At 72.9% G+C, this 12,362-nt stretch carries 10 protein-coding genes and 1 riboswitch; of the genes, 3 read left to right on the plus strand and 7 right to left on the minus strand.

Going from position 1 to position 12,362, the window contains the following annotated elements:
* The first annotated feature begins 14 nt into the window (after positions 1–14).
* Complete coding sequence (locus tag ACFQWG_RS09570; protein ID WP_380974759.1) at positions 15–1,130, plus strand: Gfo/Idh/MocA family protein; 1,116 nt, start codon at positions 15–17, stop codon at positions 1,128–1,130.
* Here the strand turns inward: ACFQWG_RS09570 and ACFQWG_RS09575 are convergent.
* From ACFQWG_RS09575 to ACFQWG_RS09605, 7 genes are all read right to left on the minus strand, one after another.
* Positions 1,115–1,912: a class I SAM-dependent methyltransferase gene (locus ACFQWG_RS09575; protein ID WP_380974761.1), complete on the minus strand. Its 798-nt coding sequence runs from the start codon at positions 1,910–1,912 to the stop codon at positions 1,115–1,117. The genes ACFQWG_RS09570 and ACFQWG_RS09575 overlap by 16 nt on opposite strands.
* A gap of 16 nt (positions 1,913–1,928) precedes the next feature.
* Positions 1,929–2,873, minus strand: coding sequence for a TIGR01777 family oxidoreductase (locus tag ACFQWG_RS09580; RefSeq protein ID WP_380974763.1), 945 nt, complete (start codon positions 2,871–2,873; stop codon positions 1,929–1,931).
* A gap of 85 nt (positions 2,874–2,958) precedes the next feature.
* A complete protein-coding gene (locus ACFQWG_RS09585) occupies positions 2,959–3,480 on the minus strand; it encodes an AAA family ATPase (RefSeq protein WP_380974765.1) in 522 nt (173 codons plus the stop codon).
* 107 nt (positions 3,481–3,587) lie between these two features.
* Positions 3,588–6,116 (minus strand): ATP-binding cassette domain-containing protein, encoded by a 2,529-nt coding sequence (locus ACFQWG_RS09590; RefSeq protein WP_380974767.1) that lies wholly within the window; start codon positions 6,114–6,116, stop codon positions 3,588–3,590.
* Positions 6,117–6,127: 11 nt separating this feature from the next.
* On the minus strand, positions 6,128–6,745 hold the full coding sequence (locus ACFQWG_RS09595; RefSeq protein WP_380974769.1) for an ECF transporter S component: 618 nt from the start codon (positions 6,743–6,745) through the stop codon (positions 6,128–6,130).
* A gap of 37 nt (positions 6,746–6,782) precedes the next feature.
* Positions 6,783–6,892, minus strand: a riboswitch (TPP riboswitch).
* Positions 6,893–6,911: 19 nt separating this feature from the next.
* Positions 6,912–8,336 carry an amino acid permease gene (locus ACFQWG_RS09600; protein ID WP_380974771.1) on the minus strand — a complete coding sequence of 475 codons (1,425 nt, stop codon included), beginning with the start codon at positions 8,334–8,336 and terminating at the stop codon, positions 6,912–6,914.
* A gap of 107 nt (positions 8,337–8,443) precedes the next feature.
* On the minus strand, positions 8,444–8,923 hold the full coding sequence (locus ACFQWG_RS09605) for a toxin (protein WP_380974773.1): 480 nt from the start codon (positions 8,921–8,923) through the stop codon (positions 8,444–8,446).
* Positions 8,924–9,255: 332 nt separating this feature from the next.
* On the opposite strand from ACFQWG_RS09605, the gene ACFQWG_RS09610 reads away from it, so the two are divergent.
* Complete coding sequence (locus tag ACFQWG_RS09610) at positions 9,256–10,815, plus strand: Re/Si-specific NAD(P)(+) transhydrogenase subunit alpha (RefSeq protein ID WP_380974775.1); 1,560 nt, start codon at positions 9,256–9,258, stop codon at positions 10,813–10,815.
* Positions 10,816–10,818: 3 nt separating this feature from the next.
* Positions 10,819–12,315: a Re/Si-specific NAD(P)(+) transhydrogenase subunit beta gene (gene pntB, locus ACFQWG_RS09615; protein ID WP_380974777.1), complete on the plus strand. Its 1,497-nt coding sequence runs from the start codon at positions 10,819–10,821 to the stop codon at positions 12,313–12,315.
* Positions 12,316–12,362: the final 47 nt, after the last annotated feature.

Consider the following 12,362-nt stretch of genomic DNA (forward strand, 5'->3'; position numbering starts at 1 on the left):
GGCAGAATCGAGGCATGACGCGACCAGGAGACCCCCATGCCCCTCTGCCCGGGCTGCCCGGTGAGCTCGCCGAGCTGGCACGCGGCGTGACGCTGCCCGACCCGATGGAGGCGCCCGCGCTGCGGTGGGGCATCATCGGCGCGGGCGGGATCGCCCGGACCTTCGCCCGCGACGTCCCGCGCTTCACGCGCTCCCGAGTCGCGGGGGTGGCGGCGCGCCAACTGGACCGCGCGGAGGCCTTCGCCCGGGAATGGGGGGTCGAACGAGCCTACGGCTCCTACGAGGAGCTGGTCGCGGACCCTGGGATCGACGCCGTCTATGTGGCGACGGTCCACCCCCTGCACGCCGGTCAGGCCCTGCTGGCCCTGCGCGCCGGCAAGCCCGTGCTGGTGGAGAAGTCCTTCACGATGGACGCCTCGCAGGCGCGCGCCGTGCTCGACCAGGCGCGCGAGTCGCGGCTGTTCGCGATGGAGGCGATGTGGAGCCGGCACCTGCCGCACTACCGGGTCCTTCGCCAGGTCATCGCGAACGGCGGCCTGGGACGCGTGGTCTCGGCGCAGGCCGATCACGGGCAGTCGCTGCGCCATGTGCCGCGCCTGATGCGTCCCGAACTGGGCGGGGGCGCGCTGATGGACCTCGGGATCTACCCGGTGTCCTTCCTCCACGAGGTGCTGGGGGCGCCCGAGTCCGTCACCGCCGCCGGACGCGCGCTCCCCGGCGACTTCGGGCGTTCGGCCTCCTCCCGGCCCGTGCGCATCGACGCGGCCGACGCGGCGATCCTTCGGGCGGGCGACGCGATGGGCGTCGCGCGGTGCCATCTGGACGGCCGCTCGGCGACCGCCGCCGAGGTCGTCTTCGAGCGCGGCGCCCTGGAGCTCCCCCTGCAGTTCTACCGCCCCGGGGTCCTGCGTCTGCGCACGTTCCCCGAGGGCGGGCCCGATGACGGCGCGACCGTCGACTGGGACGCGACGGTTCCGGGCGGTTTCCAGTACGAGGCCGCCGAAGTCGCCCGCTGCCTCGAGGCCGGCCTCACCGAGTCCGCGGACATGACGTGGCGGGACACGGTCGAGGTCATGGACATCATGGACGCGATCCGCGCGCAGGTCGGCGTCGTCTACCCCTGGGAGTAGGCGGGCACCGGCCTGGCGGTCCACACCAGCGTCGTGTAGGGGAGGGCGATGAGCGCGCCCGCCGGGCCCCGGGCCGCCCAGTGGCTCCGCACGCCCGGGTGCTCGAGGAGGTACCACCGGAGGTTCTCCTGCATGCGGGCACGGCCTGCGGAATCCTGGCGCAGATAGGAGGATCGGGTGGTCCCCAGCTCCAGCAGCTCCTCGACCGTCATCGTGTCGGCCCACCGCACGACCCGCAGCTCCGGCCTCGTGAAGCCGGGGCCGAACGCCGGCGGATCCCCCGCCCGGTGAACGTCGCCCGAGCGCATGATCCGGGTCAGGCGCAGGACCCACGGGTCCGAGACATCCATCTGGTTCCACACTGCGGCGATCGCCCCGCCGGGACGCAGAATGCGGGCGGCCTCCGCGCCGGCGGCCTCCGGCTCCACCCAGTGCCACGACTGCGCATAGACGACCAGGTCGACGCTGCCGTCTCCCAGGCCGGTGCGCTCGGCGGTGGCGTCGCGCACCGAGACCGCGGGCTCCGCGCCGGCTGTCCGTCGCAGGCCCATCGAGGTGCGCAGCTGGGCGCGCATCGCCGCGGAGGGCTCGACGGCGACGACGCGCCATCCGCGCGCCGCCAGCGCGCCGGTCATCTTGCCCGTGCCCGCGCCGATGTCGGCGGCCACGCGGCCGCCGGGAGCCCCGCCGGCCGCCGCCTCCACCGCGTCGACGGCCGCGCCCGGATATCCGGGCCTCACACGGCTGTACGAAGACGTGACGGCGTCGAAGGGGTTGTCCACGGGCGGACAGCCTAGCTCAGCCGCCGACGCCGCCCGACGCCTCCGTCGCCAACCAGCGCAGCGCCTCCGGCAGGGACGGGTGGTCGAAACGGAAGCCGTCGCCGAGCAGCCGCTCGGGAACAGCCCGCTGGCCCGAGCGCAGCACCTCGGCGACCATGTCCGGCCCCAGGACGGGAGCGAGCAGGCCTGCGGGAAGCGGCACGACCCCCGGGCGGCGCATGCTCGCCGCGAAAGCCCGCGCGAAGTCCCGTTGGCGGACGGCGCCCGGCGCCGCCAGGTTGACGGGGCCGGACAGCTCCGAATGCGCCAGGAGGTGACGCATCGCACGCACGTGGTCGGCCCGGGTGATCCAGGCGAGCCACTGGGCGCCGCCGCTGATCGGCCCGCCCAGGCCCGCCCGGTACAGCCATCGCTGCCGGCCCAGATACCCACCCTGTCCGGACAGGACGATGCCCGTGCGCATGGCCACCACACGGACTCCGGCCTCGCGCGCCGCGTCGGCGGCCCGCTCGGTCAGGCGGCACACGCGCGCCAGGAAGTCGTCGCCGAGGACGCTCGCCTCCGTGAGGACCGCGTCCCCCGGATCCGCCCCGTAGACGCCGACGGCCGAGGGGACGAGCAGGACGCGGTCCCGGCCGGCCGCCTCGCCCCGGGCCATGGCCGCGGCGATCGTCCTCACCGGCTCCACGCGGCTGACCAGGATCTCCCGGCGGTACCGGCGGGTCCACAGGCGGTCGCCGATGCCCGCGCCGGACAACACGACGACCGCGTCGACGTCGTCCAGGCCCGCTCCCGGCCCGTCGATCCGCCCGGCCGCCGGATCCCAGCGGCGCTCGCCGGACGTGCGCGCAGGTCGGCGGACGAGGCGCAGCACCGTGTGGTTCTCGCCGTCACCGGCGGCGAGAGCCCGCGCCAGAGCCGACCCGAGCAGCCCCGACGCACCCGCGATCGCGATCCTCATGATCGCCAGACTAGCCGCGCCCCGTCCGGGGGACCCGGCAGCGCCCCACGGCCCGCACCGGGAACCGGCGGACGGCGAACCGGACTCAGTCCAGCACCTCGAGGTCTGCGAGCGCCCGCGGGCGATGGCGCGAGATGTGCCGAAGCTCCTGCGCGGCCCACATGTCCCACCATGGGCGGTAGGCCTCGCCGTCGCGGAGCAGGGCTCGCCGCTTGCGCTCCATCGCGGAGACGGGGCTCCCCTCTCCGTCCAACGGCCCCGGGCCGACATCCACCCACACCGCCACGTCGGCGACTGACCGCGTGCGCGCGGTCAACGCCCCCGCTCCCTCGACGATCAGCGGGCGCGCGGGGTCCAGGCGCACCCACCGGCGCACCCGGCCCGCCGTCCAGTCCCACTCGGGATAGGCCGGCTCCCGCAGGAGCAGCCTCTCCGTCCGGGCGGTCCCCGCGCTCAGCCCGTCCCACCCGGGATACCAGTCGTCCAGGCGGGCGATCTGGATGCCGGTCAGCCCTCCGGCACGGAGCATGCGGGCGAGGCGCCGCGCGAGCTGCGTCTTCCCCGACCCGGACCGCCCGTCGACGACGACCACGGGGGCGCGCCACACGGCGTGCGCTCGCCGCGTCCCCGTACGGCCGCCGACCGCCGTCGCGAGATCGCGGATCCGCGCGCGCCGAGGGGCGGGCCCGGCGCCGGGACCGCTCGCGCCCGCCTTCACGTTCCCGCCGGCCGCAGGACGCCGAACCACACGGCGGCGCCGATCGCCGCCACGGGCACCGCCACGGCGACCGCCATCATGGCGGCGTCCGCCCCTCCGACGCGCGAGGGCCTGGCCCAGGAGCGGGGGCCGGGGGCGCCGAAACCGCGGGCCTCCATCGTCAGCGACAGCTTCGCCGAGCGGCGCAGCGCGAACACGAGCAGCGCGAAGGCCCCCCGGAAGAAGGCCGCGACCCGGCTGCCGTCCCCGATGCCGCGCATGCGGCGCGCCCGCTCCAGCGCCCGCCAGTCGGTGACCATCAACCCGGTCATCCGCACGCCCGCCAAGGAGGCCAGCACGGGGCGCGCCGGCAGGTGCAGCACCTGCCCCAGGCCGTCGGCCATGTCGGTGGGGTCGATGCGCGACAGCAGCACGATGGCGGGCAGCCCCAGGGCCAGCACCCGCAGCAGGACCGCTCCGGCCAGCTCGACCGAGTTCTGCGAGACCGCCGCCGGGCCCCACGACCAGTAGACGTCTCCGCCGGGTTTCGCGTAGAGCAGCATCGACAAGGCCGCCAGGGGCGCCGCGGCCAGCAGGGGGACGATCCGGGTGAGGACCCGTCGCGCCTCGATCCCCGCCAGGGGCACGAGCAGCACCTCGAGCGCCAGCGCGATCCCCGCGCTCAGCACGTCGACGGAGGCCATCAGCGGCGTCGTCATCACGACGAGCGCGAGCACCTGCGTGACGGGGTTGACGGCGCGCAGCCCGCGCCCCGCCAGCACATCGCGCCAGCCGATGCGCGGCGCGGCGCGCTCCTCCGGATCGTTCCGGGCCGGAGGCGCCGACACCGGCCGGGGCGGCCGACCGTCCGGGACGAGGCCGGTCTGCGAGGCCGGTTCCGCTTCGCGGCGATGCCCCGCGGGCCGGCCGACCTCGGACAGGTCGATCACGCGGTCCCCCATGACCTCGATGAACGCCCGGTCATGGGTGACCGAGACGAGGGTCGTCCCCGCCTCGACTGCCTCCTGGAGGATGCCGACGAGTTCCAGCCAGGTCGACCGGTCCTGCCCGAAGGTCGGCTCGTCCAGGAGGACGACCCGAGGCGCGCTGATGAGGGCGGTCGCCACGGACAGGCGGCGTTTCTCCCCGCCGGACAGCGTCATCGGGTTCGCCAGCGCGACCTGGTCCAGCCTCAGGCGCCGCAGCGTCCGCTCCACGAGCCCGTCCAGCTCGGCGCCCCCGACGCCGGCCAGCCGGGGGCCCACCTCCAGCTCCTCGCGCACCGTCCGTTCGACGAACTGGTACTCCGGCTCCTGGAAGACCAGGGAGATCCTTCCCGGCAGCTCGCGCGAGGACCAGGTGTGGGGATCCGTCCTGGCGGCGTCCGGCGCCGTCCTCGTCCGGGTCCGGTGCGGGCGGCGCGACGACCTGAGCGGCGCCAGGTCCTCCGCGGCGTCCACGGTCCCCGCCAGCTGGGGCAGCAGGCCCGCGACGGTCAGCGCCAGAGCGGACTTCCCCACGCCGTTCGGACCGATCACGCACGTGGAGGCTCCCCGCGGGATGTCCAGGTCGATGCCGGAACGCACGGGCCGGTCCTCTCGGTAGCCGATGGCGAGGTCCCGCACGCGCATCGCCGGGGCCGGGGAGGGCCGGGCCGCCTGCTCCGCGCCCCGCGCGGGCGGGGGCGCGGAGCAGGCGGAGGCGGCCGCCCAGCGCCGGCGGGCCTCCTCGACCACGGCGCGGTCGTCGCCGGGCAGCCAGATCCCAGCGTCGCGCAGGGCGCCTCCCTCGTCGCGCAGAACGTCCTCGAGGGGGCCATCCGCCCGCACCGCCCCCTCCATGACGACGACCGCCCGATCCACCAGGCCCGCCCAGACGTCCACCCGGTGCTCAACGACGATCAGGGTCGCCCCTGTGCGTTCAAGGACGCGGCGCGTCGCCTCGACGACCTCGCCGACCCCCTCGGGATCGAGGTTCGCGGTGGGCTCGTCCAGGAGCAGCAGCCCGGGGCGCATCGCGAGGATGGAGGCCAGCGCGAGACGCTGCTTCTGCCCGCCCGAGAGCCTGGACGTCGGGTGGTCGAGGGACAGGCCGCCGAGCCCGACCTCGTCCAGGGCGTCGCGCACGCGCGTCCAGATCTCCTCGCGGGGCACGCCGAGGTTCTCGCACCCGAAGGCGACGTCATCGCCCGCGCGGGCCAGGACGACCTGCGCCTCGGGATCCTGCATCATGAGGCCGACCCGGCCCCGCAGCTCCTCCGGGGCCCGACCGTCCACCGCCAGGGATCCAGCGGAGTCGCCCTCGTCCTCTCCCCCGAGCACCCCTGCGAGGCCGCCGAGCAGCGTCGACTTGCCCGCGCCGGAGGTCCCGAGGAGGAGGACGCGCTCACCCGGCGCGATGTCGAGGTCGATGTCGCGAAGGGCCCACGCCTTGCGGCCCGCGTGGCGCCACCCCCACCCGCGGACCCGCACGCGGGCGCCGGGGACGGACGCCGCCCCGGCCTCGCGGGCCCGGTCCGCCGCCAGCGCGGCTTCGATGGAGTCCATGGCGGGACTGCTCACACCCGGGCCCGGACCTCGCGGCCCGCGGCGAAACGGTCCAGCGCCCCGGTCTGGGCGAGCCCGCGCACCAGTAGCCAGCCGACCAGGCCGGCCAACACCACGCCGGTCACGACCTGGCATCCCAGGTAGGTGAGGTTGAAGGCCAGGCCCTTGGCGAAGTTCGGGGTGGAGCCGTAGAAGCCCTCGAACACCCACGCGGCCACGCCGGATCCGACGCCGCCGAGCATGGCGACGGGCAGGGAGAACCTCTTGTAGCCGAAGGCGAGCACCACCAGCTCCATGCCCAGGCCCTGGACCAGCCCGGAGTAGACCGTCGAGATCCCCCATTGGGATCCCAGCGCCATCGAGACGACCGCGGCGAGCACCTCGACGAAGACCGCGGCGCCGGGCTTGCGGATGACCAGCGCCCCGATCACGGCGCCCAGATACCAGATGCCGGCGACCAGCCCGCCGACGCCGGGGGTCACGGCGTCGATCACCGAGTACGCGGCGCCCCCGACCTGGTTCCACACGAGGAAGATCAGCCCGCAGGCGACTCCCAGGATCGCAGCCGTCACCATGTCGACGACCCGCCACTGAAGACGCCCCGCGGCGCCTGTGTTCGTACCAGCCATGTCAGCTTGTTCCTTTCACGTGCTGAGCAACACTGGTGCGCACGAGAAAGAGCCTTCCTCCGCCGGTATGAGCCGGGTCAGGTTCTACGGTCGAGGGCTCCAAGCCCTCCTCTCAACCCGGTCTCCCGGGTTCCCGTGGCACTGGTGGCCAGTATAGGCGGTCCCCTCAGGCGGACTGAGCGCGGACCAGCATCCGGTGCCGGTGGACGACGGCGACGACCGTGACGGCCGACAACCACACCGCGGCCGCAATGAGCCCGGCGCGCGTGGTGGCCTCCAGGCACAGGACCACCGACAGGGCCGCCATGAACGCCAGCACCACCCAGGCGGAGGCCGCCCCTCCGGGGGCGCGGAACGAGGACGCCCGGTGCCGTTCGGGCCGGCGGCGCACCCACACCAGATAGCACACCGTGATGATCGTCCACACCGCCATGAACAACGTCGTCGACATGGAGGTGACCAGGGTGAAGGCGTCGATGACGGAGTCGCCCTGCGCGAGGATGGCGATCGCGCTCAGCATCAGCACGCAGGACAGGAACAACGCGTTGCGCGGGACGCCGCGCGGGCTGAGACGGTGGAAGACGCGGGAGGCGTCCCCCTGCCCGGCCAGGCCGAAGACCATCCTCGACGTCGAGTAGATACCCGAGTTCGCCGACGAGGCCGCCGAGGTGAGCACCACCAGGTTGAGGACCGAGGCGGCCGCCCCCAGGCCCGTCAGGGAGAACATCGTGACGAAGGGCGACGTGCCGGGATCGACCTCGTCCCAGGGCGTGACCATCATGATGACCGCGAGCGCGCCGACGTAGAAGAGCATGACGCGCACGGGCACCGAGTTGACGGCCTTGGGGAGCGTGCGGGCCGGGTCCTCGGTCTCGGCGACCGTGGTCCCCACCAGTTCGATGCCGACGAAGGCGAAGACCGCGATCTGGAACCCGCCGAGGAATCCGCTGAGGCCCGTCGGGAAGAAGCCCCCATGGCTCCACAGGTTCGACACCGCGGCCCTCTCGCCGGCGCCGTCGGCGAACCCGATCGCCACCAGGGCCAGGCCGACCGCGATGAGCGCGACGATGGCCACGATCTTGACGAGGGCGAACCAGAACTCCGTCTCGCCGAATGCCCGGACCGTCAGCGCGTTGAGGGAGAACAGCAGCACGACCACGACGAGGATCGGGATCCAGGCCGGGGTCGCCGGCCACCAGTAGCGCACGTACCCGGTGATCGCGACCATGTCGGCCACGCCCGTGACCACCCAGCACAGCCAGTAGGTCCATCCCGTGACGAACCCGGCCCAGGGGCCCAGGATGTCGCGCGCGATGTCGGCGAAGGTCGCATACCGGCGATCCGACAGCAGCAGCTCGCCCATCGCCCTCATGAAGAGGAACAGCACGGAGCCGGTGAGGGCGTAGACGAGCAGCACGGACGGCCCGGCCAGCGCGATCGTCTTGCCCGACCCCATGAACAGCCCGGTCCCGATGGCGCCCCCGATGGCGATCAGCTGGATGTGGCGGTTCTGCAGGTTGCGGCGCAGGGCGCGCCCGGAGTCATCGGTCGAACTCGGCGTGGCCACGTCTGCGGGGCGGGCTGGTGACATTCGGCGATCTTCAGGGTGAGGGGACGCCCTCGTCGGCGACGGGGCACGCCGGGGAGCGGCGCCCGATCACCGTACCCCGCGGGGGTGGAGGCGCGGCCGGCTGCCCGTCACCTGGACTCGAGGTGGTCCCTGGCGGCGAGCAGCTCGTCCGGCCACATGCCGGCGCTGTCCTCCCAGGCCTGGCGCGCCTCCTCGGGATCGTCGGAGACGCCCGACAGGCCGGACTCCTCGACGTGCAGGGCGATGCCGCCGTCCTCCTCCGACAGGGAGAACTCGACGCGCGTCGTGCGCTCCTCGGGGAAGTCGTCGCCGGCCAGCGGGTACCAGCGGTAGGAGACGACGTCCATCGGGTCCTCGTCCTCGCGCGCGACCAGCCAGGTGCCCGCCTGCGGGTCGGTGACGCGGAACAGGCCGTCGTCGCCGCGGTCGGTCTCGTGATCGCCCAGCGGGCCGTCGTTGATCCACCACCCCGGTTCCGACACCAACGACCACACGTCCTCCAGATCGGCGTGAATGATCACGTCAGCCTCGATCGTGTCGTAGTCCTGGCGGGTCTCCGGGTCGTCGCCGTCGTCGATGATGTCCATGTCCCCACGGTATCGGTGTTGCCCGCCCTGCGGGAAGGTCTCATTCCCCCATTCCCCTCCTGGCGGAGGCGGCGCCGCCGCGTGCCCCGGGCCGCTGCGGCCCGGGGTCCGGCGAGGCCGCCGAGCCTCTCCGCGGCCCCTCTCCCGCCGCTCCAGGCCCGGTCGGGGGCAAGGGGCGAAAGACCCTCGCGAAGGACCTACTCGCGCGGTGCTCCCGGGACGAAGGGACCACAGACGGACCCGATTCGAACAGGACCGCGGGACCGCCTAATCTGGAGCAGTGGCGCGTCGCGCCACGCGATGCTCGTCTTGAGTCCAACGAAGGAGTCCACGTGCGTATTGGAGTGCCCGCCGAGGGCGCGGACCAGCCGCTCGTCGCTTCCACACCCGACACCGTCGCCAAGCTGATCAAACTCGGCTATGAGGTGTCCGTGGAGACGGGAGCCGGAGCGCAGGCCCGCTACCCAGACAGTCAGTACGTGGCCGCCGGAGCAGTGCTCGCCGGCGCCGAGGAGGTGTGGGACGCGGACATCGTTCTGACGCTGGACGCCCCCGGTCCCGAGCGTCTGGCCCTCATGCACCCCGGTGCCACGCTCATCGCCCGGCTCGCCCCGGCCCGCGACCCGGAGCTGGTGGAGCGCCTGAGGGACGCCGGTGTCACCGCCCTGGCTCTGGACACCGTGCCGAGGATCTCGCGCGCGCAGGCGATGGACGTGCTCTCCTCGCAGTCGAACCTCGCGGGCTACCGGGCCGTGGTCGAGGCCGCGTTCGCCTTCGGACGTCCCTTCACCGGCCAGATCACCGCCGCCGGCAAGGTCCCGCCCGCCGACGTCTATGTCATCGGCGCGGGCGTCGCCGGCCTGGCCGCCATCGGGACCGCCCACTCGATGGGCGCGCAGGTGTGCGCCACCGATGTGCGCCCCGAGGTCGCCGAGCAGGTGGAGTCCATGGGCGCGGAGTTCCTCCCGATCCCCGTCGCCCAGGAGAGGTCGACCGACGGATACGCCAAGGAGATGAACGCCGACCAGGCGGCCGCCGCGAACAGGCTCTACGCCTTCCAGGCCGCCAAGTCCGACATCGTCATCACGACGGCCAACGTGCCGGGCCGAACATCCCCGATCCTGCTGGACGACGCCGCCGTCAACGCGATGGCCCCCGGATCGGTGATCGTCGACATGGCGGCCGCGAACGGCGGCAACACGACGATGACCCGCCCCGGCGAGGTCCACACGACCCCCGGCGGCGTCATCATCATCGGGTACACGGACCTCGCCGGGCGCCTGCCCTCCCAGTCCTCCCAGCTGTACGGGCAGAACATCGTCAACCTGCTCAAGCTCATGACGCCCGCCAAGGACGGTCGACTGACGCTGGACCTGGAGGACCAGATCGTCCGCGGCATCGCCGTGACGTCCGGCGGGGAGATCCTCTGGCCCCCGCCCAAGGTCTCGGTCTCCGCCCAGCCGGCGACGCCGCCCTCGTCCCTCAACCAGCCCACCCCCGCGGAGAAGGCCGCGAAGGCGGCGGCCGACGCCCAGGCGGCGGCCCGGCGCAGGCGCAATGCGACGATCGCGACGATCATCGCGGCCGTCCTGCTGGCCGCGCTGGTGCTGGTGACGCCCACGGCGGCGGCCGGCCACTACATCGTGCTGATGCTGGCCGTCGTCGTCGGGTTCTACGTCATCACGAACGTCACGCACAGCCTGCACACGCCGCTGATGTCGGTGACGAACGCCATCTCGGGCATCATCCTGGTCGGGGCGATCCTGCAGGTCGGCTCCTCGAACCTGGCGGTGGGCATTCTCAGCTTCGTCGCCATCGTGATCGCATCCATCAACATCTTCGGCGGCTTCCTGGTCACGCACCGCATGCTCGCCATGTTCAGGAGGGACTGAACCATGACGGCACTGTTCTCCGCCGCGCCCGGAATCCCGGCGCCCGCGGCCGCCCTCGCGGGCGCCGCCGCCACCTTCGTCGACCGCTTCACGGTGCTGGCCTACCTGGTGGCCGCGATCCTGTTCATCCTGGCGCTGTCGGGCCTCTCCCAGCATGAGACGGCCCAACGCGGCAACACCTTCGGCATCGTCGGCATGGCCATCGCTCTGGTCGCCACGATCACGCTGGCGCTGACCAGCGACCCGGGCCGGGGCGTGTGGGTGACCGCCCTGCTCATCGCCCTGGCCATGCTCATCGGCGCGACCATCGGCACCAGGCTGGCCCGCACGGTCGAGATGACGGGCATGCCGCAGCTGATCGCCATGCTGCACAGCTTCGTCGGACTGGCCGCCGTGCTGGTCGGCTACAACTCGTTCCTGGCGCCCGCGGCCGACGCGCAGGCCCTCGGCGGGTTCCACCTGGGAGAGGTCTTCCTGGGCGTCTTCATCGGCGCCGTCACCTTCACCGGGTCGATCATCGCCTTCCTCAAGCTCGCCGGCAAGATCTCGGGCCGTCCGCTGCTGCTCCCCCACCGCAACCTCATCAACCTGGTGGCGGTGCTGGCCTCGCTGGGCCTCATGGTGTGGTTCATCAACGCCCCGGAGCACTCGGGGGCGGCGTGGATCGCCCTGGTCGCCATGACCGTCATCGCCCTGCTGGTCGGGCTCCACCTGGTGGGGGCCATCGGGGGCGGCGACATGCCCGTCGTCGTCTCGATGCTGAACTCGCTGTCCGGCTGGGCGGCGGCGTTCGCCGGGTTCATGCTCAACAACGACCTGCTCATCATCACGGGCGCGCTGGTCGGCTCCTCGGGCGCCTACCTGTCCTACATCATGTCGAAGGCCATGAACCGGAAGTTCGTCTCCGTCATCCTGGGCGGGTTCGGCTCAGGCGCCTCGACGTCGCCGAAGAAGGGCGCGGCCGCCGAGGAGCAGGGCGAGTACCGCGAGACGGACGCCGCGTCGGTGGCGTCGATGCTCAAGGACGCCCACCGCGTCGTCATCACCCCCGGGTACGGGATGGCCGTCGCCCAGGCCCAGTACCCGGTCGCGGACCTGACCGCGAAGCTTCGGGACATGGGCGTGGACGTCACCTTCGGTATCCACCCCGTGGCGGGGCGCCTGCCCGGCCACATGAACGTCCTGCTGGCCGAGGCCAAGGTGCCCTACAACATCGTCCTGGAGATGGACGAGGTCAACGACGACTTCCCGGAGGTCGACGTCGTCCTGGTCATCGGCGCCAACGACACGGTCAACCCGGCCGCCACCGATGAGCCAGACTCCCCGATCGCCGGGATGCCCGTCCTCAAGGTCTGGGAGGCGCAGAACGTCATCGTGTTCAAGCGCTCGATGGCCACGGGCTACGCAGGCGTGCAGAACCCGCTGTTCTTCCGGGAGAACACCCAGATGCTCTTCGGCGACGCGAAGGCGTCGGTGGAGGAGATCGTCAAGGACCTCTGAGCGCGTGGGCGGGGACCGCGACCGGACGGTCCGGGGTCCCCGCCGAC

Source organism: Schaalia naturae, from assembly GCF_042665795.1.
GTDB classification, from domain to species: Bacteria; Actinomycetota; Actinomycetes; order Actinomycetales; family Actinomycetaceae; genus Pauljensenia; species Pauljensenia naturae.